Here is a 25,352-nt window from a genome sequence, read left to right on the forward strand (position 1 = left end):
GAATGAGCTCCTCCCACGACGGCTCATGACAAATCTGGCGTCCAAGGGCGGGCGCCGCGAAATGGCAAAGCTGCCAACTGGTGCACGTGTCCGGGCCTTGGTGTCCGGTTCGCGCTTCGGTTGGTGGCTTTTTTGCGTTCTTCGCGGTGCGCTCCGGAAACCGCCGGAAAAATACGGTGCAAACGACGGAGACGACAAATGAACTGGACAAGGGGCAAGGCCGCAATCGCGGCGAGCGTGCTTCTGGCTGCCTCGGCGCTGGGCGCCGGGGGCGCCAACGCCGAAATGCTGGACCTCGAAAAGGACGAACTCACCTTCGGCTTTATCAAGCTGACCGATATGGCGCCGCTGGCGATCGCCTACGAGAACGGTTATTTCTGGGACGAGGGGCTTTATGTGACCCTTGAAGCCCAGGCCAATTGGAAGGTGTTGCTCGACGGCGTGATCACGGGCGAACTCGACGGCGCGCACATGCTCGCCGGCCAGCCGCTCGCCGCAACCATCGGTTATGGCACCGAGGCCCACATCATCACCCCCTTCTCGATGGACCTGAACGGCAACGGTATCACCGTTTCCAACGAAGTCTGGGAGTTGATGAGGCCGAACCTCGAAATGAACGAAGACGGCTTCCCGGTTCACCCGATCTCGGCCTCGGCACTTCAGCCGGTTATCGAGGAATACCGGACCAGCGGCCGCCCCTTCAACATGGGCATGGTTTTCCCGGTCTCGACCCATAACTACGAACTGCGCTACTGGCTGGCCGCCGGCGGCATCAACCCCGGATTCTATGCCGGCGGTGACGATGTCACCGGCCAGATCGGTGCCGAAGCCTATCTTTCGGTCACCCCTCCCCCGCAAATGCCAGCGACGCTGGAGGCCGGCACGATCGACGGCTATGCTGTCGGGGAGCCGTGGAACCAGGCCGCTGTCTTCAAGGGCATCGGTGTGCCGGTCATTACCGACTACGAGCTGTGGAAGAACAATCCCGAAAAGGTCTTCGGCATCACCGCCGAGTTCGCCGAGGAGAACCCCAACACCACCCTCGCCATCGTCAAGGCGCTGATCCGCGCGGCCCAATGGCTCGACGAGAACGACAACGCCAACCGCCAGGAAGCGGTCGAAATCCTCTCCGAGCCGCAATATGTCGGCGCGGACGCGGAAGTCATCGCGGCCTCGATGACGGGCACGTTCGAGTATGAAGCCGGCGACGTCCGCGAAATCCCGGATTTCAACGTCTTCTACCGCTACTACGCGACCTACCCCTATTACTCGGACGCCATCTGGTACCTCACGCAGATGCGCCGCTGGGGCCAGATCAACGAAGACAAGCCCGACGACTGGTACGCAGAGGTCGCCGCCTCCGTTTATCGCCCGGACATCTATCTCGAAGCGGCGCGGATGCTGGTCGAGGAAGGTTTGATCGACGAAGCCGACATTCCCTGGGAAACCGACGGCTATCGCGAACCCACCGACGCCTTCATCGACGGCATCATCTACGACGGCCGCCAGCCCAACGCCTACATCGACAGCCTCGAAATCGGGCTCAAAACCGGCGAAGTCGTCGAAGGTAACGAGATCGTCGCCGCCAACTAGTCGTTCCTCACCACTCCGGCGGCCGGGTTAAGACCGGCCGCCTTGCAACCGCAAAGGATGTTTCGACCATGAGCATCGCGAGTGACACTTCGGATAACGCAGGCGCGGGCCGCCGCGAGAAGCTCTTCGCGGCCATCAATCGCGCGTCGGCCTGGCTCGGCGCATTGGGCTTTGGCTGGCTCACCCCACTGCTCAAGATTGCCGCCGGCGACGATCCGCGCCAGCAGATGGGCGAATTGCGTGACACGCTTCTGTTCCCATTGATGGGCATCGCCATCTTTGTCGCCGGCTGGGCGATCCTTGCGCCGCAGGTTCAGACTTCGCTCGGCGCCATTCCGGGTCCTGTGCAAGTGTTCGAAGAGGCCGGGGGGCTCTGGGAGGACCACGTTGAAGAGCGCGAAAAGGCGGACCGGTTCTACCAGATGCAGGCCGAGCGTAACGCAGAGCTCGAGGCCGAAGGCGAAACCGACAGAATCAAGTGGCGCCAATATACCGGCAGTCCGACCTTCATCGACCAGATTTTCACATCGTTGAAAACCGTCGGCCTGGGCTTTCTGATCGCGACGATCGTTGCCGTGCCCCTCGGTATAGCCTCGGGGCTCAGCAAGCCCTTCAACGGTGCGCTGAACCCCATCGTTCAGCTTTTCAAACCGGTCTCCCCGCTTGCCTGGTTGCCGATCGTCACCATGGTGGTGTCGGCGGTTTATGTCGATGCATCCGAAGCGCTGCCCAAGTCGCTCGTGATTTCGGCGGTGACGGTGACGCTCTGCTCCCTGTGGCCGACGCTCATCAACACCGCGCTGGGCGTGGCATCCATCGACAAGGATCTGGTCAACGTTTCCAAGGTGCTGCGTCTTTCGACAGCGAAGACGGTCACCAAGCTGGTGCTCCCCTCCGCGCTGCCGCTGATCTTCACCGGGCTGCGCCTGTCGCTGGGGGTTGGCTGGATGGTGCTGATCGCGGCCGAAATGCTCGCGCAGAACCCGGGCCTGGGCAAGTTCGTCTGGGACGAATTCCAGAACGGCTCGTCCTCCTCTCTCGCCCGCATCATGGTCGCCGTGCTGACCATCGGCATCATCGGCTTTCTGCTCGATCGGGTGATGTTTACCCTGCAGACCGCCTTCACCTTCTCGTCCAAGCGCTAGGAGACACGGATGTCGATCATTCTCGAACTCTCCGACGTTGCCAAGCACTATGGCGAAGGCGCCAAGCGCAACGGCGTTCTGGACGGGCTGAACCTCAAGGTCGAGGACGGCGAATTCGTCGCCATCCTCGGCTTCTCGGGCGCCGGCAAGACGACCCTGATTTCGCTGATGGCCGGGCTTATCGAGCCCGACCGGGGTGGTGTGCTCTTTAAAGGCAAGGAGATCGACGGTCCCGGCCCCGAGCGCGGGGTGGTGTTCCAGTCCTATTCGCTCATGCCCTGGCTCACGGTGGCGGGCAATGTGGATCTCGCGGTCGATGCCGTGCACGCGAAAATGAATAAGGCCGAGCGGGTCGCGTTGCGCGAGCGCTACGTTGAAATGGTCGGCCTTTCCCACGCTGCGGACCGGCGTCCCGCGGAGCTTTCCGGCGGCATGCGCCAGCGCGTGGCGGTGGCCCGCGCGTTGGCCATGCAACCCGAAGTGCTGCTGCTGGACGAGCCGCTCTCGGCGCTCGACGCGCTCACGCGCTCCAAGCTCCAGGACGAATTCGCCGAGATCTCGCAGGCCGAGAAAAAGACCATCGTTCTCATCACCAATGACGTTGACGAGGCGATCCTTCTCGCCGACCGCGTCATCCCGCTCACCCCCGGGCCGGATGCAACGCTTGGCCCGTCCTTCGCGGTCGATATCGAGCGCCCCCGGGATCGTGGCGAACTCAACGGCGACGACCGCTTCATCGCGCTGCGCCGCGAGATTACCGAATATCTGATGGACGCGGGCGCTGAGCGCAATATTGCGGTCGAGCGCGAAATCCGGTTGCCCAACGTAGTGCCGATTTCCATCGGCAAGTCTCATCCGCCCAGGGCCTACACGGATGCTGCGGCCGGGCCGGCCTCCGAGCGGTACCTTGAGTTCGCCGAGGTCAAGAAAGTCTATCCCACGCCCAAGGGGCCCCTCACTGTCGTCGACGGGTTCGATCTCAAGATGAAGAAGGGCGAATTCGTCACGCTGATCGGCCATTCGGGTTGTGGCAAATCCACCGTGCTCTCGATGGTCGCTGGGCTCAATGAGATCTCCTCGGGCGGCATCATCCTCGATGGTACGGAAGTCGTTGGTGCGGGACCGGACCGGGCAGTCGTCTTCCAGGCGCCATCGCTGATGCCGTGGCTGACGGCGCGCGAAAACGTCGCGCTTGGCGTCGATCGCGTCTATCCCCAGGCCAGCGCCGCCGAGCGCCGCGATATCATCGAATACTATCTCACCCGGGTCGGGCTGGGCGACGCCATGGACCGCAGCGCCGGTGATCTCTCTAACGGCATGAAGCAGCGCGTGGGCATTGCGCGCGCCTTTGCGCTCTCGCCCAAGCTGCTCTTGCTCGACGAGCCCTTCGGCATGCTCGACAGCATCACCCGCTGGGAACTCCAGGACGTTCTGATGGATGTCTGGACCAAAACGCAGGTTACCGCGATCTGTGTCACGCACGACGTGGACGAGGCCATCCTTCTGGCCGACCGCGTGGTCATGATGTCGAACGGACCCAACGCCAAAATCGGCAACATCATGGACGTCGACCTGCCGCGCCCGCGCTCGCGCAAGGCCCTGCTCGCCCACAAGGACTACTACGCCTACCGTGAGGAGCTTTTCGACTTCCTCGAAGCCTATGAGGGCGGTGCCAATCCAGACGCCGAAACGCTCGACCGCATCCGGTCCAAACGCGCGCAACGCGCGATAGCGGCCGAGTAGGTGTGGGGCGACCAGATGGGTATGCGGCAACTCATGCCCAAAAATGCGTCAGAATGCGTGTCCCGTGTGCGGTCGCATCGGATCGGAATCGAGCGCCACCGGGCATTGGGAGCCGCTAAAAGACGATAAATAAAGGTTTTTCCGGGTCATCGAGAAACTGGCACGCTTCCTGCTAGGTATCTCGCAAATGAGCTCCTCCCAAGACGGCTCATAACATCAGGCGTCCAAAGACGGGCGCCACGATATTGGCAACGCCGCCAACCGCAAGGCACTCGTCTTTTTGGACTGAGGTCACCTTGAAGGTTGGCGGCGTTTTGTTTTTTGGCACCATCCCGGGTTCCGCCCGGACAAAGGAGAGCAAATTGGCATTGCCCTCGACCGAGAAAAACGCCGAAGCGACGCGGGCGTTGTCGCTTTCGACAATCGCCTTTACCGCCTGCTTTGCAGCGTGGACGATTTTTTCGATCATCGGTATCCGCATCAAGGGCGAGATGGGTCTCTCTGAGGCCGAATTCGGCCTGCTCGTCGGTACGCCCGTTCTGACCGGCTCGCTGGTCCGCCTCGTCCTTGGCGTCTGGACCGACCGTCTCGGTGGCCGTATCGTCTTTACCGGCACCATGCTTGCCGCTGCGCTGGCGACGTTTCTCCTCAGCCTGGCTCAAAGCTATCCGATGATGCTGATCGCCGCGCTCGGTGTTGGTCTGGCCGGCGGCTCGTTCGCTGTCGGTGTCGCCTATGTCTCGCGCTTTTATCCCGCCAACAAGCAGGGAACAGCACTCGGCGTCTTCGGTGTGGGCAATGTCGGAGCCTCCGTAACCACATTCCTCGCGCCGCTCGTCCTCGTGGCGTTTGGCTGGCAGGCGGTTGCCCAGATCTGGGCGGTTGCGCTCGCAGCGATCGCCATTGCGTTCTGGTTCCTGGCCAAGGACGATCCGGTCATCCGCGAGCGCAAGTCGACCGGCGGCAAGGTCCGCAGCTTCGCCGAGGAGTTCGCGCCGCTCAGGAACCTCCAGGTCTGGCGCTTCTCGCTCTATTATTTCTTCGCTTTCGGCGCGTTCGTCGCCCTGGCGCTGTGGCTGCCGCGCTACCTCATCGAAGTCTACGGCTTCGACATCCAGACCGCCGGCATCATTGCAGCCTTCTATTCCGTCCCCGCGTCGATCTTCCGGGCCCTTGGCGGGCACCTTTCCGACCGTTTCGGCGCGCGTGCGGTCATGTACTGGGTGCTTGTCGTGTCGGCGGTCGCGACCTTTCTGCTCGCCATCCCACAGACGGAAATCGTCATGTCCGGCGTCAACGGCCCGATCGTTTTCGATATTGCCATCGGTGCCGTCGGCTTCGTCGCGCTGATCTTCGTTCTGGGGTTCTTCATGAGCTTCGGCAAGGCCGCGGTCTACAAGCATATCCCCGTCTATTACCCCCAAAGCGTCGGCGCGGTCGGCGGCCTCGTGGGGATGATCGGCGGCCTCGGCGGCTTCATTCTGCCGATTCTTTTCGGTGTGCTCAACGACATCACGGGCGTCTGGACGAGCTGTTTCATGCTGCTTTTCGCGATCGTCCTCGGTGCGCTCGTGTGGATGCATCTTGCCGTTAGAAAAATCGAGGCGGACAGCGCCAGCGACGCTGTACCCGCACCGGCCCAGTAATGACCCTCACCCTAAGAGAGTTGATCCCATGACTGAGAAACTCGTTGTCATCGGTGCCGGCATGGCCTCAGGCCGCATGCTCGAGCACCTCTTTGACGCCGATCCCGGCGCCTACGACGTTACCCTCTTTGGCGCGGAACCCCGCGGCAATTACAACCGCATCATGCTTTCCCCTGTGCTTGCGGGTGAGAAGACCTATGAGGAAATCGTCACCCACGATGCGAACTGGTACGCCGAACACGGCGTCAATTGCCAGTTCGGCAAGACGGTCACCAAGATCGACCGCAACGCCAAGACGGTGTTCGCCGATGGCGTCGAAACGCCCTATGACAAGCTGGTGATTGCCACCGGATCGGCACCCTTCATCATTCCGATTGCGGGCAAGGACCTGCCGGGCGTTATGGCTTTCCGTGACCTCGACGACGTCAACAATATGGTCGCGGCGGCGGAAAAGCCCGGCGCCAAGGCCGTCGTCATCGGCGGCGGGCTGCTGGGGCTCGAAGCTGCCGCCGCACTCAACAATCGCGGCATGGACGTCGTTGTCCTGCACCTGATGGGCCATCTGATGGAGCGCCAGCTCGATCCTGCTGCCGGTTACCTGCTGGAAAAAGAACTCGAAAGCCGCGGCATCAAGATCCACTGCAAGGCGCAGACCAAAGCCATACTCGGGGAGGAGCGCGTCGAGGCGGTGCTGTTGGAGGACGGCACCGTCTACGACGCGGATCTCGTGGTTATGGCCGTCGGCATCCGGCCCGAAACACGCATCGCCACCGACGCCGGGATTGCGGTGGAGCGCGGTATCGTCGTCGACGACGCCATGCAAACATCGGATCCGGATATCCTCGCGCTCGGTGAATGCGTCGAACACAACGGTATGGTCTATGGCCTTGTTGCGCCCCTCTACGATATGGCCAAAGTCGCTGCAAAGACGCTGACGGGTGCCGAGGCAGCGTTCAAGCCGGTTCAGACCGCGACCCAGTTGAAGGTCACCGGCGTAAACCTCTACTCGGCAGGCGATTTCGCCGAAGCCGAGGATCGCGAGGAGATCGTGCTCCGCGACGCCGCAGCGGGCGTCTATAAGCGCGTGGTCCTAAAGGAAGACAAGATTGTCGGCGCCGTGCTCTACGGCGAGACCGGAGATGGCGCGTGGTTCTTCGATCTCTTGAAGCGCGCCGAACCGATTACGGAAATGCGCGACACGCTTATCTTTGGCCAAGCCTATCAGGGGGGTGCCCAACTGGACCCTACGGCGGCCGTTGCAGCCTTGCCGGATGATGCGGAAATCTGTGGCTGTAACGGCGTATGCAAATCCACGATCACCGGCGCGATCGCGGAAAAGGGTCTGACCAGCCTCGATGACGTCCGGGCGCACACCAAGGCTTCGGCCTCGTGCGGCTCGTGCACAGGGCTTGTCGAAAAGCTCCTCATGGCCACGCTCGGGGATGCCTATAACCCTGCTGCCATCCAGCCCATGTGCCCGTGCACCGAGCTTGGCCACGATGAGGTTCGCCGCCTGATCGTTGCCAAGGAGCTCAAATCCATCCCGGCGGTGATGCAGGAACTCGAATGGAAGACCTCCTGCGGCTGCGCCAAGTGCCGTCCGGCCTTGAACTACTATCTCGTGGCCACCTGGCCGGGTGAATACGAGGACGACAACCAGTCCCGTTTCATCAACGAGCGCGTCCACGCCAACATACAGAAGGACGGTACCTACTCGGTCGTCCCGCGCATGTTCGGTGGGCTCACCAACCCCAGGGAACTGCGCGCCATCGCCGACGTCGCGGACAAGTTCAACATCCCGACCGTCAAGGTCACCGGCGGCCAGCGCATCGACCTGCTCGGCGTCAAGAAAGAAGACCTCCCGGGCGTTTGGGCGGACCTGAACGCTGCCGGCATGGTCTCTGGCGCCGCCTATGCCAAAGGCCTGCGTACGGTGAAGACCTGCGTCGGCTCGGACTGGTGCCGCTTCGGCACGCAGGACTCCACCGGGTTGGGTGTTCGCATCGAAAAGTTCATGTGGGGCGCCTGGACCCCGGCCAAAGTCAAGATGGCGGTCTCGGGCTGTCCGCGCAATTGCGCGGAAGCCACCTGCAAGGACGTTGGCGTCGTGTGCGTGGATTCGGGCTACGAAATCCACTTCGCCGGGGCCGCGGGCCTCGACATCAAGGGCACTGAGGTTCTCTGTCACGCCAAGACCGAGGATGAGGCGATGGAGATCATCGTTGCCCTCGTCCAGCTTTATCGCGAGCAGGGCCGATACCTTGAGCGGATCTATAAATGGGCCAGGCGCGTGGGTTCGGACTCGATCAAGGCCAATATCGTCGAGGATACCGAAAAGCGCCGCTACTACTACGAGCGCTTCGTTTACTCCCAAAAGTTCGCGCAGGTCGATCCGTGGGAAGAGCGGGTCAATGGCAAGGACGCCCACGAATTCGCCGCCATGGCCGAGTTCGGCATGCCCCAGGCAGCGGAGTAAAGCGAATGAATGATTGGGTCGAAATCGGTAAGCTTTCCGACATTCCCCGGCGCGGCGCCCGCTGCGTCAAAACCCCCCTTGGCAAGATCGCGGTGTTCCGCACTGCAACCGACGAGGTGTTCGCAATCGACGACCAGTGTCCGCACAAGGGCGGTCCGCTGTCGCAGGGCATCGTCCACGGCGCACAGGTGACGTGTCCCCTGCACAACTGGGTGTTCTCGCTCGAAACCGGCGAAGCCCAGGGCGCGGATGAAGGCGCGGTGCGCACCTTTGCGCTCAGGCTCGATGGCGAGAAAATCTTCATGGACGCGAATATCCTGCTCGCGGTCGCGGCGGAGTAAGCCATGGCGGGCGAGACGATCCGGACCACCTGCCCCTATTGCGGCGTCGGCTGCGGGGTCCTCGCGACTCCTCAATCCGATGGCTCCGTAAAAATCGCGGGCGATCCGGATCATCCGGCCAATTTCGGACGGCTGTGCTCGAAGGGCTCCGCGCTTGGCGAGACGCTCTCGCTCGAGGGCCGGCAGTTGCGGCCCATGGTCGATGGGACCGAGGTCGATTGGGACACGGCGCTCGACGCGGTGGCCGACCGGCTTCAGGGTGTGATTTCCCAATACGGCCCTGATGCTGTTGGACTTTATGGCTCGGGCCAGTTGCTGACCGAGGACTATTACGTCGCCAACAAGCTGATGAAGGGCTTCATCGGCACAGCCAATATCGACACCAACTCGCGCCTGTGCATGGCCTCCTCGGTCGCCGGTCACAAGCGCGCTTTCGGGTCCGACACGGTCCCCGGCTGCTACGAGGATTTCGAACAGGCGGATCTCCTCGTTCTCGTCGGCTCCAACCTCGCCTGGTGCCACCCTGTCCTCTACCAGCGCATTCTTGCGGCCAAGGAAGCCCGGCCCGATATGCGCATCGTCGTTATCGATCCCCGCCGTACCAACGCCGCTGAGCAGGCCGACTTGCATCTGCCGATCGCGAATGATGGCGATGTGGCCTTGTTTTCGGGCCTTCTCGCGCACCTCGCGGCGGCCAATGCAGTTGATGGGCGGTTTGTCGAAAAGCACACCACGGGGTTCGATACCGCGCTTGAGATGGCCGAACCCTGGACGATCGCCCGCGTCGCCGAGGCCACGGGGCTTTCGACCGCCGATGTCGCTATGTTCTTTGACGTTTTTGCCGGTACCGAAAATGTCGTCACGATCTTCTCGCAGGGCGTGAACCAGTCGGTTTCGGGCACTGACAAGGCCAATGCCATCATCAATTGCCACCTTGCGACGGGTCGGATCGGGCGCCCGGGAATGGGGCCGTTCTCGATCACCGGCCAGCCCAACGCGATGGGCGGGCGCGAGGTGGGCGGGCTCGCCAACATGCTGGCCGCACACATGGATTTCGACAAGGCCGACATCGTCGAACGCTTTTGGGGTGCTCCGAATATTGCGCGAAAACAAGGCCTTAAGGCCGTCGAGCTTTTCGCGGCGCTTCAGGAAAAAAAGGTCAGGGCGGTCTGGATCATGGCCACCAATCCGGTGGTTTCGATGCCCGATGCCGACAAGGCCCGCGAAGCCCTTTTGGGGTGCCATACGGTTATCGTTTCGGACATGTATGCGACCACTGACACCGCGCGCTGCGCCGATATCTTCCTGCCTGCCTCCGGGTGGGGCGAGAAGGCCGGGACGGTCACGAATTCCGAACGTCGCATCTCGCGCCAACGGGCGTTTTTAGCTCATCCGGGCGACGCGCGGCCCGACTGGTGGATCATTTGCGAGGTCGCCAAGCGGCTCGGTTTCGGCGAGGCGTTCGCCTTTACATCGCCCGCGGAAATCTTCGCCGAGCACGCCGCGCTCTCGGGCTTCGAGAACGACGGAACGCGCGACTTCGACATCTCCGGTCTGGTGGAGATGGACTACGAAACGCTGGCTCCCGTTCAGTGGCCGGTCCGGGCCGGTTCGGCGCCCGTTTCCCGGCACTTTTCGGACGGCGGGTTCTTCACCCCCGACCGGCGCGCGCGCTTCGTCGCCACCCAGCCACCGCCGCCAAAATCGACAGCCCCGGGGCAGGTGATCCTTAATACCGGGCGCGTGCGCGATCATTGGCACACGATGACGCGCACCGGGAATACGCCAAGGCTTTCAGGCCATTACGCCGAGCCATTCGTTGAGATCCATCCCAGCGACGCCGATCATCTGGGCATTCGCGGCGCAACGCTCGTCCAGCTCGAAAACGCGCTCGGGCGCGCCATCGTGCGGGCCCAGGTGACCGACCGCCAGAGGCCCGGCACGGTCTTTGCGCCCATGCACTGGACCGGCGCCTACTCCTCCGAAGGGCGTGTGAACGCGCTCGTTAGGCCCCTGACCGACCCGGTTTCCGGGCAGCCTGGGCTCAAGATGAGCGCCGTGAGTCTCTATCCGGCCAAGGTCGCGCTTTACGGGTTCGCGGTGTCCGCCGAACGGCCCGATTGCGATGGTGCGGACTACTGGGCGGCGGCCCGCGCCGAGGGCGGATGGCGTACGGAACTGGCGCTTTTCGAACCTGTCGACGATGCCGCGGCCCTTGCCGCTGCGCTCTTTGGCGACACCGCTGGCCTCGACGTTCTCTCGTTTGCGGACGCCAAATCCGGACGCGCCAGCCTTGCCGGGTTTGCCGGGCCCCGGCTGGTTTTCGCGCTGTGGCTATCGCCCGATCCGGTGCTCGTTTCACGCCAATGGGCGACCGCGCAGCTGACCGAGACCCACGACATGCCGATGGCCCGAAACGCCGTGCTTTCCGGGCGTCCGGGGGCGGACAGGCCCGATCCCGGGCCGCTTGTGTGTTCGTGTTTCGGGGTGGGCGCCAACCAGATCGCGGCGCTTGCCGCGTCGGGTGAGGCGACGACGGTGGATGCTGTCGGAGCGGCGCTCAAGGCGGGGACCAATTGCGGCTCTTGCCGTACGGAAATCAGGAGAATCATCGATGCGCATCGTCTCCAGGCAGCCGAATGACCGACGCCGGATGGGCGAACTCGCCTGTCTGCCTGTCTTCTTTACGCTCAAGGGTAAATCTGTGCTCGTCGCCGGTGGTTCCGAGGCGGCGGCGTGGAAAGCCGAACTGCTCGCTGCGGCGGGCGCGAAGGTGCACGTTTTCGCTGACGACAATGAAACAATCGATGACATGCGCGAACTCGCAGACGCGGGCGTTGTCGCGCTTCACGATTCATCGTGGGAGGACGCTGACTGGTCGATTATGGCGCTTGCGGTCGGCGATTGCGGGGAGGAGGAGGCGCAGGGCTTCGTCGATCGCGCTTTTGCCGAAAGCGTGCCGGTCAACGTGATCGACAAGCCCGCCTTCTGCCAGTTTCAGTTCGGCTCCATCGTCAACCGCTCGCCGGTCGTCGTCGGCATTTCGACAAATGGTGCCGCGCCGATCCTGGGGCAGGCCGTCCGGCGCCGGATCGAGACGCTTCTGCCCAAAACGCTGGCGGCCTGGGCGCAACTCGCCCAGACGGTCCGCGCCCGCGTCACCGAAGCGCTCGCCCCCGGCGCCGAACGGCGCGCGTTCTGGGAACGGCTCTCCGATTATGCCTTCCGCGCGGACCCCGGGGATAACTCTCCCGAAGGCTGGATCGAAAAAGCCCAATCGGCGCCCGCAGGCCGGGTGACGCTCGTCGGAGCGGGGCCGGGAGATGCGGAATACCTCACCATCAAGGCGGTGCGCGCGCTGCAGGCGGCGGACGTGATCCTCTTTGACGATCTGGTCTCCGACGACGTCCTCGAACTTGCCCGGCGCGAGGCCAAGCGCATTCTCGTTGGCAAACGTGGCGGGCGCCAAAGCTGCAAGCAGGACGACATCAACGCCATGATGCTCTCGCTCGCGCGGCAGGGGCGCAATGTCGTGCGCCTGAAGTCCGGCGACCCGATGATCTTCGGGCGTGCGGGCGAGGAGATTGCCGCGCTCGAGGCGGCAGATATCCCCCTCGAGGTGGTGCCAGGGATCAGCACGGCTTTTGCGCTTGCGGCACAGCTTGGCATTTCGCTCACCCATCGCGACCACGCACAGTCGGTGCGGTTCGTCACCGGCCACGCGCGCAACGGCAGGCTGCCGGGCAATCTCGATTGGACCGCCTTGGCCGATCCGGCGACGACGCATGTCTATTATATGGCCGGGCGGACCTCGCGGGAGTTGGCCGGGAAGCTGGCGGAGGCCGGGTTGGCGTTATCGACGCCGCTCATTGTGGCGTCCTCGGTCTCGCGGCCGGAGCAAACCGTGGCCTTCGGTACGCTCGCCCAACTGCGGGACGGCGCGATCAATGTCGATTTCAGCCAGCCGACGATCATCGCCATTGGCGCTGCGGTGGCGCAAAGAGGCGCGGTGCTGGGCGATGCGCCGCAAACCGCGCGCCAGACTGCCTGAGATAGCGACCCCGACACCAATCGGGCTATAGTCCGGCATCTCACCGAGATTCGGAACGCCGCCCCCATGTCCCATTTCGACCCCGTCACCGCCCGCCTCGTCCTGGCTCTCGCGCGCGACGGGTCGATTGCCAGGGCTGCCGAGCATGAGGGAATTGCGCCGTCGGCGATTTCGCGCCGCATTGCCGATCTCGAGGCGCGGCTCGAGGTCGTGCTGTTCGACCGCTCGGCCTTCGGGGTGACGCCGACGGCGGCGGGAGAGGAGTATGCGCAGGGGTGCCGGCGGATCTTCCGGGAGATCGCGGACCTCGAAACCGCGATGGGCGGTTATGCCGACGGCAAGGCAGGGGAATTGCAGATCGCCTCGTCCTCCTCTGCGCTTTCGGGGCGGTTGCCCGAGCTTCTGGCCGAATATACCCGCGCCAATCCCGGCGTGGCGCTTGAAATCAAGGAAATGGCTGCACGGGCGTCGCTTTCGGCGCTCGAGGACGCGCAGGTGGATCTCGCCATCGTGGTGGACAGCTACGATTTTTCGCGCTTCGACGTTTCGCCCTTCGAGGACGACCACGTCTGGGTGATCGCCTCGCCCGATCATCCGCTCGCCGCGCGGATGGGGACGCGCAAGTCGCTGCGGTTCGCCGAAACCGTCGCGCATGAAGTGGTGCGCGTGCATCATACAGGAGCGCTCTACCGGCTTTTGAACGACGCGGCGCAGAAGGCGGGGCAACCGCTGCACGGGCGGGTGAACGTCGAAGGCTTTCCAGCCATGGTGCGCATGGTCGAGGCGGGGTTCGGAATCGGGTTCCTGCGCAATTCCTCGATCCACCTGCTGGCGGGAACCGATCTTGTTTACGCCCCGCTGGGGGAGGATTGGGCGAAGCGGCAATTGCTGATCGCGCGGCGGAAGAAAGGGCCGGTTTCCGCACCGGTCGAAGCGTTTCTGGAATTGAGCGCGAAAACGTATGCGCCGATGCCGGGGTGAACGGCTACCAGCGCGCGAAAATCCGCCCTAGGATCGCGCCCAGCGCCACCAGCATTGCAATCGCGATCGGATACCACGTCATGACGAACAGCGGGGAATCGTCCGTGCAGTGGGCGGCATAGAGCGTTGCGGCGATGCCGCCGGCCAGGAGCCCGGCGATCCCGCCCGCGAGCGCCGGGCGCGTGGGGGCGCCGCGGCGCAGGGCGAGGATGAGCGCCCCGACGGGGGCGAGGCCGATGAGCGGGATGTAGGTGAGGCAGACGAGCGCGTTCTTGCCCGTCTGCGCCATTTGCCAGGCGCCGGCAGGGAGAACGAACAGCTCGAGGAGGACCGCGCCGATGCCGAGCGCGGGCGCCAGGGCGAGGACGCTCCAGTGCGGGCGGTTGGCGCCAGGAACGGCGAGGGCGCGGAGCATAAGGAAGCTCGTAACCGCCAGAACGCCGGTCAGAACGAACTTGAAGTCGAAACGGACCGTCTGCGCCGCGCTCCAGAAATCCGCGCGCGGGCCGATGGTGCCGAAAAAGACCGCGGTCGCCAACACGCCCGCGCAGGCAAGCGCGACGGCCCATACGGTATCGAGGCGCGGCCCCGTCCGGGGCGCGTCGGCAGCCAGGGCAGCGATGAGATCCTCGGTCTTCATCAACTCGTCTTTCCAAACTTCGCCGCGATAGCCGCCAGCCCCCTGTGGAGCGCCACGCGGACCGCGGTTTCTTTCATTCCCAGCGCGTTTGCCGTCTCGGATATCGAGCGGCCCTCGACGCTGATGGCGGCAACGACCCGCCGCTGGCCCTCCGAAAGGCTCGCCAGCGCGCGTTCGATATCGCGCTCGCTGGCGGTTTCGGATTCCTCGGCGGCCAAAACGTCTGCGAAGGCGTCGATATCGAGGCTGATCCTTTGCCCGCGCCGCCGGAAGGCATCGATGACCTTGTAGCGCGCGATGGCGTAAATCCAGGGCAGGATCGGCGCTTCCGGACGCCATGTATGACGTTTGAGATGCACCGCCAAGAGCGTTTCCTGCACAATATCCTCGGCATCGACCGCCGATCCGGGCCCGAGCTTGCGGGCGACCAGGCCACGCACCAGCCCTGCGATGTCGCGCAGGAGCTGGTCATACCCCGTCGTGTCCCCGGCTATTGCCGCACGCATGCGTGCGGCCAGCTCTTTGTCCTTTTGCGGCGTCACCACCACTCCTCAATTCGTTCGCGTCCCAACCGATGTTACGCGGCGGCGTGCAAAATCGACGAAACCCCATTCACAAGGCAATCACAAGCCCGTGACGCGCGAAAGCGTGCCGTAACAAACGGCGGCGGGTTTCGAAATGGCGGGTATGGCGCCGGACTTCGCCGGTGGCCACTCATCGACAAACGTCAAATGCAGTCAAAGGAAGAGACCTCATGAACCGTCACATTACCTCGCTCGCCCTGGCAACGTCGCTGGCCGCCGCCATCGGCGCCGGTTCGGCCGTCGCGCAGGATTCGATGTCCTCTGATGCCATGGAAGGCGATATGGTGCAGTGCTACGGCGTGGCGATGGCCGGTCAGAACGACTGTGCCGCCGGCCCCGGCACGACCTGCGCCGGTACCTCCACCGTCGACTACCAGGGTAATGCCTGGAAATACGTGCCCGCCGGCACCTGCGAGACCATGGAACTCGACGGCGGCCGCATGGGCAGCCTCGAACCGCTCGACCGCGACCTGCCGGCCTAAGGCCCGGTTTCGAAGGGTGGAGCTGCGGGGCGTATCCGCGTGGCCCCACCCTGCCAACATCTTCGTCGGAGGGACGGATCATGCCGCTTTCAGCACCCTTGCCCCATAGGGCAGGGCTTGGATTGAAGCCTGAACACTACGCGCAGATCCTCGAACACAAGCCCGAACTGGGGTTCTTCGAGGTCCACGCAGAAAACTACATGGGCGCGGGCGGGCCGCCCCATCATTACCTCGAGGCGATCAGCGCGCATTATCCGCTGTCGCTCCATGGCGTGGGGCTCTCGATCGGCGGGGAAAACCCGCTCGATAAAGAGCACCTCAAGCGGCTGCGGTTCCTTATTGAAAAATACAGCCCCGCCTCGTTTTCCGAGCATCTGGCGTGGTCGACCCACGATTCGGGCTATTTCAACGATCTCCTGCCGCTGCCCTATACGCAGGCGACGCTCGATCAGGTCTGCGCTCATGTGAGCGAGGTGCAGGACGCGCTCGGGGTCAGGATGCTGCTCGAAAATCCCTCGACCTATGTGCTTTTCGAGGAAAGCACCATCGACGAGATCGACTTCATGGCGGCGATTGCCCAGCGGACGGGATGCGGGCTGCTGCTCGACGTCAACAACGTCATGGTCTCCGCGGTCAACCACAAGCGCGACCCCTATGCCTATATCGAGGCCTATCCCATCGACGAGGTGGGGGAGATCCACCTTGCGGGCTACGACGAGACCCAGGACAGTGCGGGGGAGCGGCTTCTGATCGACGCGCACGGGTCGGCGATCCGGCCCGATGTGTTCGAGCTGTTCGTCTTCACGCTCAAGCGGACGGGTCCCAAACCGGTGCTTGTCGAATGGGACAACGATGTGCCCGACTTCGATACCCTTTATGCTGAATCCCGGCGCGCGCAGGCCGCGCTCGATGCGGCCGCCGGGCCAGATGTGAAAGCTGCGCAATGAGTGCGGCAGTCTCCCAGGACGCGTTCGCCGCCGCGCTCGCGGACCCGGCGCGGGCGTTGCCGGCAGGGGTCACCTCGGCGCGCGGCGCGCCCGACCCGCTGCGCTTCGCCGTTTACCGCAACAACGTGCATGTGAGCCTCGTCGAGGCGCTCGCGAAAGGGTTTCCCGTCACGCGGCGGCTGGTCGGGGACGAATTCTTCAAGGCCATGGCGCGGGTCTATGTGGGAAAGACAAAACCCGCTTCGCCGGTCATGCTCTTTTATGGCGACAGCTTTCCCGATTTCATCGCCGGGTTCGAGCCCGCGGCGGGGCTGCCGTATCTGCCCGACGTGGCGCGGCTGGAATACGCATGGACGCAGAGCTACCACGCCGCCGATGCGCCGCCGCTGGGGCTGTCCGATGTCGCCCGGATCGCGCCGGACGCGCTGGCGGCCGCACGGCTCGAACCACACCCGGCGGCGCGCCTTGTCCGCTCGTCTTTTCCGGTGGGCGCCATATGGGCGGCGCATCAGGGCGATGCGGTGGGCAGGCTCGCCGAAAAAGCAGGGCAAACCGTGCTCGTTGCGCGCCCCGGGGCCGAGGTGCGGGTGACGGTGATCCCCGCCATCGACGCGGACTTTGCCGCCGCGCTTTTTGCCGGGTTTACGATCAACGACGCGAGCCTCACAGGAGCCGCAGCGGCGGGTTTCGACGCCGGGCGCGCGCTTGTCGGGCTGATCGGCCTTGGCGCATTCGGCGCCATTTCAAGGGAGCAGACAAGACGATGACCGCAGTTCATTCTTTCCGCCCGGGGCTTATCGGGCTCGTCCAGCGCGCCGACGCGCTTTTGGGTGCCATCCCGCTCTCGCTGTCGCTTCTTGCATTGCGCGTCGCGCTCGCGGTGCCGTTTTTCCGCTCGGGGCTGACCAAGTGGGACGGGTTCCTGGACCTCTCGGCGTCCGCGCGGCTGCTCTTTGCGCAGCACTTCAAGCTCCATATCTTCGGGGCGGCCTATGCCTATCCGTTTCCCGGGCTGATGGCGTGGGTGACCGCGATTGCCGAAATCGTCCTGCCGATCCTGTTGGTGCTGGGGCTCTTTACGCGGTTCTCGGCGCTGGGGATCCTGCTGATGACGGCGGTCATCCAGCTCACGGTGCCCGACGGTTGGGCGAATTTTCACCTGCCCTGGGCAGCCATGGCGCTGGCGCTTGTCACGCTCGGGGGCGGGAAAATTGCTGCCGACCGGGTCTGGAAGCAGGGAACTTAAGGCGCTCTGACGGTTTACATCTATATTCTGAGGCTTACAGTCAGAGGTATCGTCCGCGCTGGCGCCTCCAAGGTGCCATTGCGGACTTTCGCGGGAACCGGCCCGTTCTGGCGTGCGCGAAGCGCGCTGTGCCGGTCCCAAAACAAACGCAAGCACATAAAGGACACAGCATGACCCAGGCTAAGCACGGGGACACTGTGCGTATCCACTATACCGGCCGGTTGACCGACGGGACCGAGTTCGATTCCTCGGCGGGCCGCGAGCCGCTCGAGTTCCAGCTCGGGTCGGGCCAGATCATTACGGGCCTCGACAACCAGGTGCAGGGCATGAACGAGGGCGAATCAGCAACCGTGACGATCCCCGCCGACGAGGCCTATGGCCAACATCGGGCCGAGGGCGTCCAGACGGTGCCGCGCGAGCGCATCCCTGAAGGCGTGGACGTTTCCCCCGGCGCACGCCTGCAGGCAACCGGCGCGGACGGCCGCGCGATGACCCTTACGGTCGTCAATTCGAACGCCGAAGAGGTGACGGTCGACGCCAACCACCCGCTCGCGGGCAAGGACCTGGTGTTCGACGTCGAACTCGTCGAGGTCGTGAACGGCTGACCGCCGCCGGCCGGGCCCCGCGCCCGGCAAGGCATGCAAGGCCCGCCCGGCGTGCGCTCGGCGGGTCGTTGCGCCCGCGCTTGGGCTTTTGTTAACCACAAGGGCCGGTTTGCCCGTGGTTCATACAGCTGTTTTCAGCTTTCCCTAGCATTTGTCGTCCAGGATGCGCCCGCGATTCAATTTTGCGGTGCGGCAATTCCGGTTCGAACGGACAGGTGCAATCAATGGCCATGCAGGCGGCTTACGAGCAGACGGCAGCAGCCGGCTTCACGATCGACGCGGTCGAGGGACTGGACGTCGCGGTTTTCGACACGCTCGAGGCGGTCGAACCGATCTGGCGCGAACTCGAGACGCGGGCGGTCCTGACGCCCTACCAGACCTTCGACTGGATTAATGCCTACCAGGCCACGGGGTTTTCCCCCGAGGCCAGGATCCGCGTGATCGTCTGGACGGACAACGGCCGGCCGGTGGCCTTGCTGCCGCTGGCCATCGGGTCGCGTTTCGGCGTGCGGGTCGGCCAGGTCATCGGCATGGAGATCTCCAACGGCGACAGCCTCGTCTTCGATCCCGCCTATGCCGAGAAGATGACCCCGCGCGCGATCAGGGCCGCGCTCAAGGTCCTCGGCAAGACCGGCGCAGGCGTCGATATCGTCAACTTCCATTGCCTGTTCGCACACGAGCCCGACCAGCCCAACCCGCTGCTCGCCTTCCCGCACGCCCCCGCACCCGATCATTTCTACTGGTGCGCCTTCGAGGAGGCAGAGGGGTCCTATATCGACAAGGTCCTGCCCCATAAGCGCCGCACCAACATCCGGCGTTCGATGCGCCGGCTCCAGGAGGGTTTCGGGGAGCTGCAGTTGCGGCACGCTACGAGCGAGGAAGAGATCGCGGCGCTCCACGACGTTTTCGTCGCGCAACGCGGCAAGCGCTTCAAGCAGATGGGCGTCGAGAACATTTTCGCGCGTCCGCAATTTGCGACGCTGTTCAAGACCGCCGCGCGCACCGGCATCGAACGCGGAACGCCCGTGCTGCGCTATCACGCGCTTTACGCCGGCGAGACTGTGGTCGCGACGAGCATCGGGGTTTATTCGGGGAAACACTATTCCCAATACATCAATTCGACCACCGACGGGCAGGCCGCCAAATATACGCTCATGGGCGTGACGCTCTCGCTGCTGGTCGATGAATTGCGCGCCGAGGGCATAACAACGTTCGATATGGGGCTCGGGGATTTCGAGTACAAAACCGAATGGACGTCCCGCTACACGGTTTACGACAGCGTCGTACCGGTATCGTTGTGCGGGCAAATGGCGGCACCGATGCTGCGCGCGGCGCGGCAGGCAAAGCGAACCATCAAGCAGACGCCGGCACTCTGGAACCTCGCGCGCAAGGTCCTTGCCTTGAAGGCGCGGCGGGTCGACGGGTAGGCCAGCCTAGTACATCTTCTCGCTGCCCGGCACGTAGCCGCTCATCGCGAGGCTCTTCTGCATTTCGCGCGGGGTCATGCCGTAGGCCGAGCGGAAATGCGCGTAGAACTGGCTTTGCGAGGAAAAGCCGGATTCATAGGCAACGTTGGCGATCGACATCGAGTTGGCGAAAAGCAGCGAGCGCGCGCGGATGAGCCGCATGCGGATGACGAACTTCTGCATCGCGATGCCCATCACGCTCGTGAAGAGATTGAGCGCGTAGTTCGGGTGCAGCCCGACCACCTCGGCGACGTCCTTGCTCGTCAGGGGCTCGGAGAGGTTCTCGAGGATGTGCCGCACCATCGCCACCACGTAGCGCAGGGGCGTGCCGGTGCGGGTGCCTTTGGCATCGGGCTCGATCCAGGGATCGAGCAGCGTATCCCAGCCCACCATTGCCGTGCGGCGCAGCATGCTCGCGATTTCCGACTTGAGAATATCCGTCCGCTCGGCATTGCCGCTGCGGTAGTCCCCGTACCATCGTTCGAGCAGCGGCGTATCGACGGCGTCCTCTGGCAGCATGATGACGCCGCCACCCATCATGGTTTCGGTGAGGGTGCCCAGGTTCGGCATATAGAGAAAGGCATCGAGCGAGAGATAAATATTGCACTGGCGTGCTCCCGCCGACGGCCCACGGTCGAGGGAAACGGTCTGGTGGGGAATGCCGGCCCAAAACATGATCAGCCGGCCGGAGGGAACCGTGACGGGCCGTTCATCGACAAGGTAATCCATTTGGCCCTCGGTGAGCCAGTTGAACTCGATATGCCCGTGCCAGTGCTCGCGGGGCATGATCTGCGGATCGAACCAGCGGATGCCGAAGCGCCCGAAGGCGCGGCTGTGCGCGTAGAACTTGCGGTCCGGCCGGGGAACGGGTGCAGAGGGAGGCGATTTGGCCGTGCGCGGTGCCGAGGGTGTAATCGCTGTCATTGTAGAATTCTTTAAAATCCGGAAGAACTGTTTCAGAATACGAATTGTCATACTTTTTGCAAGCCCTACCATCTCGTGGTGTAGCGTTGGGACCGAGGAGATCCCGGCGCCCATCAATCGTATGGATTGGGAGGAGTTATGCGAAAGCATCCGATCGCCCTTACCGGGGCAAGCCTGCTTATGGGGATTTCGGCCTTTGCCGTTTATGCCCAGTCGGTCGAACCGACGACCCCGCCACCACCGCCGGAATTCGCGGCCCAGAGCGAGCCGAACTTCGTCGGTGTGTCCGACATTTTCGAATACCGCGCGCTCGACAGCTATTCCGAGCCGTCCTGGATCACCGAGAACTTCGTCAACGAAGGCAGGCTACCGCCGGTCGAGGAGCGCCTTCCCGTCGAACCGCTGGTCTACAAGACGGCGAACATGCCCGACGGGATCGGCGAGTATGGCGACGTCATGCGCCACGTCATCGGCGGCCGGCCAGAGGGCTGGAACTATATCGGCGGCCAGTCGCAGGGCTGGGGCGGCATCGACATCGGGCTGTCCGAATGTCTCACCCGCACCGGCCCCTTGTTCATGGTCCGCGCCGAGGAACTCGAACCGCTCCCCAACCTCGCAAAGAGCTGGGAATGGTCCGAGGATGGGCATGAACTGACCATGCATCTGATCGAAGGCGCCAAATGGTCCGACGGCGATCCGTTCGACTCTGAAGACATCATGTTCTACTGGGAGGACAACGTCCTCGACCCGAACGTCTCGCCCCTCAACGGTGCGACCCCCGAGAGCTTCGGGGCGGGAACGACGCTCGAAGCCATCGACGAATACACGATCAAGTGGACCTTCGAAGAAGCGTTCCCCACCCAATACCTCTACCAGATGGCCTATGGCACCTTCTGTCCTGGCCCGAGCCATGTCCTCAAGCCCGAACATCCGAACTATTCGGACAACACCTATGAGGAATACAAAAACGCGTTCCCGCCCGAATATCTCAATATGCCGGTCATGGGTGCATGGGTTCCGGTCGAATATCGCCCCAACGACATCATCGTGATGCGGCGCAATCCCTACTACTGGAAGGTCGACGAGCAAGGGAACCAGTTGCCCTATCTCGACGAGATGCATTACCGCCTCTCGACCTGGGCCGACCGCGACGTTCAGGCGGTTGCCGGCTCGGGCGACTTCTCCAACCTCGAACAGGCCGAAAGCTATGTCGAGGCCTTGCGGCGCTCGGCTGATGAAGATGCGCCGGCCCGCCTGCAGTTCGGCGCCCGGACCATCGGCTATGCCTTGCAGATGAACATGTCCGGCAATGGCTGGGGCAATCCCGACGAGCGGGAGCAGGCGGTTCGTGAACTCAATCGCAACCTTGACTTCCGCAAGGCGATAACGATCGCAATCGACCGGCAGCGTCTCGGCGAATCCCTCGTGCGCGGTCCGTTCACTGCCATTTATCCGGGCGGGCTTTATGCCGGCACGACCTATTACGACGCGGACTCGACAGCCTATTTTGAGCACAGCCTCGAGACAGCGAATGCGCTTCTGGATGAAATCGGCCTGATCGATACCGACGGCAATGGGGTTCGAAACTTCCCCGAAGGCACCGCTGGCGGTCAGGATGTCGAGATCACCGTTCTCGCCAATACCGACTATGCGACCGATACCAACCTCGCCGAGGGCGTTATCGCCATGATGGAGCCGTTGGGCATACGGGCCATTGCGAACTTCCAGTCCGCCAATGCCCGCGACGACATGGCCGATTCCGGTCAGTTCGACTGGTCGGTCGTCCGGCAGGGCGCGGAATATGTATCGGTTGTCCAGGGTACGGTCGATCTGGCCCCGACCGGACCGCGGAACCATCAGTTCCACCGCGCCGGCGAGGACGGCACGCTCGACCTGCTGCCGTTCGAAGAGGAACTCGTCGACATCGTCAACGCGTTCGTGGCTTCCAGTGACGCCGAAGAACGTGCCGAACTGATGCGCGAGTATCAGCGCATTTTCACCGAAAACGTCTATTCGGTGGGGCTGACCCAATATCCGGGCGCGCTGATCATCAACAAGCGCTTCGCAAATATCCCCGAAGGAGCACCGATCTTCATGTTCAACTGGGCTGAAGACAGCATCATCCGCGAGCGCGTGTACGTGCCGGCGGACGCCCAGCCCGGTCATGAGCTTCACCCGCAGACGCTGCCCGACGCTCCGGGCGGCAACGGGCCGGTTTCCTAGTTCCTCCCTGACCAGAGACAGGGGGATCCGTTCCCCTGTCTCGCTACTGAATAGAGGCCTCGGACATGTTTCGCTTTCTGGCTGCCAGAATATTGGGAGCGATACCGCTTCTCCTGCTTCTGAGCGTCGTCACCTTTGCCATCATTCAGGCCCCCCCGGGCGACTATGGCGACTACATCCGCTCAATGCTCATGAACCAGGGTGGCGCGACCGCCGAACAGGCCGAGGCGCAGGCCGAGGCCTATCGCGAGGCCAACGGGCTCAACGATCCGCTCATCGTCCAGTATTTCCGCTGGATCACCGGCATCGTGACGCGCTTCGATTTCGGCCACAGCCTTTACTACAACAAGCCCGTCGGCGACGTGGTGGCCGAGCGTTTGCCCGCGACCATCATTCTGGCGCTGACCTGTCACATTCTTGCGTCGATTTTCGGCATCACGCTCGGGATCGTCGCGGCCACCCGCCAATATAGCTGGGTCGATACGCTTCTGGGGTTCTTCTCGTTCCTTGGCATGACGATCCCGCGCTTCCTCCTGGCGATCATCATTCTCTACATCCTCGTCTTCCGATTGAACGTCTCGGAAGTGGGCATGTTCTTTTCCGCGCGCTACGGCGGCGCGCCATGGAGTTGGGACAAGTTCGTGAACCTCGTCCAGCATGTCTGGCCGGTCGTCCTCATCGCGACCTTTGGCGGGCTCGCCTACAACATGCGCGTGATGCGCGCCAATCTGCTGGACGTTCTGAACGCGCAATATGTCGAAACCGCGCGCGCCAAGGGGTTGCCCGAGGGAACTGTCATCATGCGGCACGCGGTGCCCAACGCGCTCCACCCGCTGGTCGCCTATCAGGGCGTCGTGATGCCCTATATGCTCACCGGCGAAATCGAGGTCGCCATTGTCTTCGGACTTGCGACCGTCGGCCCGGCCATCGTCGGCTCGATGGGTGTGGGCGACGTCTTCGTCACCGCGACCTTCATGCTGGTGCTCGCCACGACGCTGATCATCGGCAACATCATCGCCGACATCCTGCTGGCCCTTCTCGATCCCCGTATCCGTCTCGGAGGGGAGAAAAATGACTGACGTCAAGCATCACACCACCCCGCCGCTCCCGTCCGACGCCGGCATCGGCGCCGCTCCCGGACCGCAGATCGCCGAAGACATCGATACGCTCGAGGACCGTTTCGCGCACGGCAATGAAGGCTATGCCAAGCTCGTCTGGCGGCGCTTCCGGCGCTCGACCATGGGCATGATCGGCCTCGTTCTCGTTATCGTGTTGCTGGTTATGGCGGTTTTCGCGGATTTTTTCGCTCCCATGGATCCCAAACGGTCCGAACTGCCGTTCGCGCCGCCCGACATGATCGCGTTCCAGGATCCCGAGGGCAATTTCAGCCTCATTCCCCACGTTTATCCCATCGGGGAAACCGGCGAATTCGATCCCATCACCTTCCAACCCCTGACCGGGCCGGTATTGGATGACCCGACCCCGGTCAGGCTCTTTGTCCAGGGATATGAATACCGGATTTTCTGGCTGATCCCCGCCAATATCCATTTCCTGGGAACCGCGGACGGCCGGCCGATCCACTTTCTGGGGACCGACAAGTTCGGGCGCGATATTCTCTCGCGCGGCATCGTCGGCTCGCGCATCTCGCTGATGATCGCGTTGGCGGTGGTGACGATCACCACCGTTGTCGGCACCCTTGTGGGTATCACCTCGGGCTATATCGGTGGCACGTTCGACACCTGGCTGCAGCGGTTCGTCGAGTTCGTACTCGCCTTCCCACAATTGCCGCTCTATCTGGCGCTGACCTCGCTGATCCCCGTGACGGCGCCGACAAACATCTTCATCGCTTTCGTCATCGGGGTGATGGCCGCCATCGGCTGGGCGCAGTTGAGCCGCGAGGTCCGCTCCAAGACGCTTGCGCTCGCGCGGATCGAATATGTGCGCGCGGCGATCGCGGTGGGTTCGGGCGATCTGCGCATCATCTTGCGGCATATCCTGCCCAACGTGCTTTCGCATGTGATCGTCGCGGTGACCATCGCCATACCCACAGTCGTGCTGCTCGAAAGCTTCCTGGGCTTTCTGGGCTTTGCCGTGAAACCGCCGCTCATCTCCTGGGGGCTGATGCTCCAGGATACCGGCACCTTTTCGGTGATCGGCTCGTACCCATGGATTCTCTCCCCCGTGGTGTTCGTGCTGATCACCGTTTTCGCCTTCAACGCGCTCGGCGACGGCCTGCGCGATGCCATCGACCCGTATTGA

Annotated in this window: 21 protein-coding genes; 18 read left to right on the forward strand and 3 right to left on the reverse strand. The window is 63.4% G+C overall.

Features of this window, described 5'->3' with window-relative positions:
* Positions 1 to 198 precede the first annotated feature (198 nt).
* The 9 genes from LSG43_RS03855 (at position 199) to LSG43_RS03895 (ending at position 13,976) form a co-directional block, all read left to right on the forward strand.
* Positions 199 to 1,593, forward strand: a complete 1,395-nt coding sequence (locus LSG43_RS03855; RefSeq protein ID WP_231801435.1) for a CmpA/NrtA family ABC transporter substrate-binding protein — start codon at positions 199 to 201, stop codon at positions 1,591 to 1,593.
* Positions 1,594 to 1,661: 68 nt separating this feature from the next.
* Complete coding sequence (locus LSG43_RS03860) at positions 1,662 to 2,738, forward strand: ABC transporter permease (protein WP_231801436.1); 1,077 nt, start codon at positions 1,662 to 1,664, stop codon at positions 2,736 to 2,738.
* A gap of 9 nt (positions 2,739 to 2,747) precedes the next feature.
* Positions 2,748 to 4,481, forward strand: coding sequence for an ABC transporter ATP-binding protein (locus tag LSG43_RS03865; protein WP_231801437.1), 1,734 nt, complete (start codon positions 2,748 to 2,750; stop codon positions 4,479 to 4,481).
* 362 nt (positions 4,482 to 4,843) lie between these two features.
* Positions 4,844 to 6,127 carry an MFS transporter gene (locus tag LSG43_RS03870; protein ID WP_231801438.1) on the forward strand — a complete coding sequence of 428 codons (1,284 nt, stop codon included), beginning with the start codon at positions 4,844 to 4,846 and terminating at the stop codon, positions 6,125 to 6,127.
* A 28-nt stretch (positions 6,128 to 6,155) separates the two neighbouring features.
* Complete coding sequence (gene nirB / locus LSG43_RS03875; RefSeq protein ID WP_231801440.1) at positions 6,156 to 8,603, forward strand: nitrite reductase large subunit NirB; 2,448 nt, start codon at positions 6,156 to 6,158, stop codon at positions 8,601 to 8,603.
* 5 nt (positions 8,604 to 8,608) lie between these two features.
* Positions 8,609 to 8,944: a nitrite reductase small subunit NirD gene (gene nirD, locus LSG43_RS03880; RefSeq protein WP_231801442.1), complete on the forward strand. Its 336-nt coding sequence runs from the start codon at positions 8,609 to 8,611 to the stop codon at positions 8,942 to 8,944.
* A 3-nt stretch (positions 8,945 to 8,947) separates the two neighbouring features.
* Positions 8,948 to 11,587, forward strand: coding sequence for a nitrate reductase (locus tag LSG43_RS03885; protein WP_231801444.1), 2,640 nt, complete (start codon positions 8,948 to 8,950; stop codon positions 11,585 to 11,587).
* The gene (cysG, locus tag LSG43_RS03890; RefSeq protein ID WP_231801446.1) at positions 11,559 to 12,995 is read left to right on the forward strand and encodes a siroheme synthase CysG; all 1,437 of its coding nucleotides are present in this window, start codon (positions 11,559 to 11,561) and stop codon (positions 12,993 to 12,995) included. The genes LSG43_RS03885 and cysG overlap by 29 nt, the downstream gene beginning before the upstream one ends.
* 66 nt (positions 12,996 to 13,061) lie before the next feature.
* Positions 13,062 to 13,976: a LysR family transcriptional regulator gene (locus LSG43_RS03895; protein WP_231801447.1), complete on the forward strand. Its 915-nt coding sequence runs from the start codon at positions 13,062 to 13,064 to the stop codon at positions 13,974 to 13,976.
* Positions 13,977 to 13,980: 4 nt separating this feature from the next.
* On the opposite strand, the gene LSG43_RS03900 is transcribed toward LSG43_RS03895, so the two are convergent.
* Positions 13,981 to 14,616: an NrsF family protein gene (locus tag LSG43_RS03900; protein ID WP_231801448.1), complete on the reverse strand. Its 636-nt coding sequence runs from the start codon at positions 14,614 to 14,616 to the stop codon at positions 13,981 to 13,983.
* The gene (locus LSG43_RS03905) at positions 14,616 to 15,158 is read right to left on the reverse strand and encodes a sigma-70 family RNA polymerase sigma factor (RefSeq protein ID WP_231801449.1); all 543 of its coding nucleotides are present in this window, start codon (positions 15,156 to 15,158) and stop codon (positions 14,616 to 14,618) included. The genes LSG43_RS03900 and LSG43_RS03905 overlap by 1 nt, the downstream gene beginning before the upstream one ends.
* A gap of 212 nt (positions 15,159 to 15,370) precedes the next feature.
* Here LSG43_RS03905 and LSG43_RS03910 point away from each other — a divergent pair, with 212 nt between their 5' ends.
* The 6 genes from LSG43_RS03910 to LSG43_RS03935 all read left to right on the forward strand — a co-directional run bounded on the left by LSG43_RS03910 (position 15,371) and on the right by LSG43_RS03935 (position 19,907).
* Positions 15,371 to 15,682 (forward strand): BufA1 family periplasmic bufferin-type metallophore, encoded by a 312-nt coding sequence (locus tag LSG43_RS03910; protein WP_231801450.1) that lies wholly within the window; start codon positions 15,371 to 15,373, stop codon positions 15,680 to 15,682.
* A gap of 80 nt (positions 15,683 to 15,762) precedes the next feature.
* Positions 15,763 to 16,629: an MNIO family bufferin maturase gene (gene bufB, locus LSG43_RS03915; RefSeq protein WP_231801451.1), complete on the forward strand. Its 867-nt coding sequence runs from the start codon at positions 15,763 to 15,765 to the stop codon at positions 16,627 to 16,629.
* Entirely contained in the window at positions 16,626 to 17,396 is a 771-nt protein-coding gene (locus tag LSG43_RS03920) for an HvfC/BufC N-terminal domain-containing protein (protein ID WP_231801452.1), read from the forward strand. Before bufB ends, LSG43_RS03920 begins: the two co-directional genes overlap by 4 nt.
* Entirely contained in the window at positions 17,393 to 17,875 is a 483-nt protein-coding gene (locus tag LSG43_RS03925) for a DoxX family protein (RefSeq protein WP_231801453.1), read from the forward strand. The genes LSG43_RS03920 and LSG43_RS03925 overlap by 4 nt, the downstream gene beginning before the upstream one ends.
* A 170-nt stretch (positions 17,876 to 18,045) precedes the next feature.
* Positions 18,046 to 18,480, forward strand: coding sequence for an FKBP-type peptidyl-prolyl cis-trans isomerase (locus LSG43_RS03930; RefSeq protein WP_231801454.1), 435 nt, complete (start codon positions 18,046 to 18,048; stop codon positions 18,478 to 18,480).
* Positions 18,481 to 18,704: 224 nt separating this feature from the next.
* Positions 18,705 to 19,907, forward strand: coding sequence for a GNAT family N-acetyltransferase (locus LSG43_RS03935; protein ID WP_231801455.1), 1,203 nt, complete (start codon positions 18,705 to 18,707; stop codon positions 19,905 to 19,907).
* A gap of 6 nt (positions 19,908 to 19,913) precedes the next feature.
* Here LSG43_RS03935 and LSG43_RS03940 read toward each other — a convergent pair whose 3' ends face one another.
* Positions 19,914 to 20,870 (reverse strand): helix-turn-helix domain-containing protein, encoded by a 957-nt coding sequence (locus LSG43_RS03940; protein WP_231801456.1) that lies wholly within the window; start codon positions 20,868 to 20,870, stop codon positions 19,914 to 19,916.
* Positions 20,871 to 21,008: 138 nt separating this feature from the next.
* Between LSG43_RS03940 and LSG43_RS03945 the strand changes: the two genes are divergently transcribed.
* The 3 genes from LSG43_RS03945 (at position 21,009) to LSG43_RS03955 (ending at position 25,352) form a co-directional block, all read left to right on the forward strand.
* Positions 21,009 to 23,093, forward strand: a complete 2,085-nt coding sequence (locus tag LSG43_RS03945) for an ABC transporter substrate-binding protein (protein WP_231801458.1) — start codon at positions 21,009 to 21,011, stop codon at positions 23,091 to 23,093.
* A 65-nt stretch (positions 23,094 to 23,158) separates the two neighbouring features.
* A complete protein-coding gene (locus tag LSG43_RS03950; protein WP_231801459.1) occupies positions 23,159 to 24,172 on the forward strand; it encodes an ABC transporter permease in 1,014 nt (337 codons plus the stop codon).
* The gene (locus LSG43_RS03955) at positions 24,165 to 25,352 is read left to right on the forward strand and encodes an ABC transporter permease (protein WP_231801461.1); all 1,188 of its coding nucleotides are present in this window, start codon (positions 24,165 to 24,167) and stop codon (positions 25,350 to 25,352) included. The genes LSG43_RS03950 and LSG43_RS03955 overlap by 8 nt, the downstream gene beginning before the upstream one ends.

It is taken from the genome of Pelagibacterium xiamenense, from assembly GCF_021166475.1.
Classification (GTDB): domain Bacteria; phylum Pseudomonadota; class Alphaproteobacteria; order Rhizobiales; family Devosiaceae; genus Pelagibacterium; species Pelagibacterium xiamenense.

Coding starts and splice junctions, on each gene's coding strand:
- LSG43_RS03855 (WP_231801435.1), top strand. CDS start 199: ATGAACTGGACAAGGGGCAAGGCCGCAATCGCGGCGAGCGTGCTTCTG.
- LSG43_RS03860 (WP_231801436.1), top strand. CDS start 1,662: ATGAGCATCGCGAGTGACACTTCGGATAACGCAGGCGCGGGCCGCCGC.
- LSG43_RS03865 (WP_231801437.1), top strand. CDS start 2,748: ATGTCGATCATTCTCGAACTCTCCGACGTTGCCAAGCACTATGGCGAA.
- nirB (WP_231801440.1), top strand. CDS start 6,156: ATGACTGAGAAACTCGTTGTCATCGGTGCCGGCATGGCCTCAGGCCGC.
- nirD (WP_231801442.1), top strand. CDS start 8,609: ATGAATGATTGGGTCGAAATCGGTAAGCTTTCCGACATTCCCCGGCGC.
- LSG43_RS03885 (WP_231801444.1), top strand. CDS start 8,948: ATGGCGGGCGAGACGATCCGGACCACCTGCCCCTATTGCGGCGTCGGC.
- cysG (WP_231801446.1), top strand. CDS start 11,559: ATGCGCATCGTCTCCAGGCAGCCGAATGACCGACGCCGGATGGGCGAA.
- LSG43_RS03895 (WP_231801447.1), top strand. CDS start 13,062: ATGTCCCATTTCGACCCCGTCACCGCCCGCCTCGTCCTGGCTCTCGCG.
- LSG43_RS03900 (WP_231801448.1), bottom strand. CDS start 14,616: ATGAAGACCGAGGATCTCATCGCTGCCCTGGCTGCCGACGCGCCCCGG.
- LSG43_RS03910 (WP_231801450.1), top strand. CDS start 15,371: ATGAACCGTCACATTACCTCGCTCGCCCTGGCAACGTCGCTGGCCGCC.
- bufB (WP_231801451.1), top strand. CDS start 15,763: ATGCCGCTTTCAGCACCCTTGCCCCATAGGGCAGGGCTTGGATTGAAG.
- LSG43_RS03920 (WP_231801452.1), top strand. CDS start 16,626: ATGAGTGCGGCAGTCTCCCAGGACGCGTTCGCCGCCGCGCTCGCGGAC.
- LSG43_RS03925 (WP_231801453.1), top strand. CDS start 17,393: ATGACCGCAGTTCATTCTTTCCGCCCGGGGCTTATCGGGCTCGTCCAG.
- LSG43_RS03930 (WP_231801454.1), top strand. CDS start 18,046: ATGACCCAGGCTAAGCACGGGGACACTGTGCGTATCCACTATACCGGC.
- LSG43_RS03935 (WP_231801455.1), top strand. CDS start 18,705: ATGGCCATGCAGGCGGCTTACGAGCAGACGGCAGCAGCCGGCTTCACG.
- LSG43_RS03940 (WP_231801456.1), bottom strand. CDS start 20,870: ATGACAGCGATTACACCCTCGGCACCGCGCACGGCCAAATCGCCTCCC.
- LSG43_RS03945 (WP_231801458.1), top strand. CDS start 21,009: ATGCGAAAGCATCCGATCGCCCTTACCGGGGCAAGCCTGCTTATGGGG.
- LSG43_RS03950 (WP_231801459.1), top strand. CDS start 23,159: ATGTTTCGCTTTCTGGCTGCCAGAATATTGGGAGCGATACCGCTTCTC.
- LSG43_RS03955 (WP_231801461.1), top strand. CDS start 24,165: ATGACTGACGTCAAGCATCACACCACCCCGCCGCTCCCGTCCGACGCC.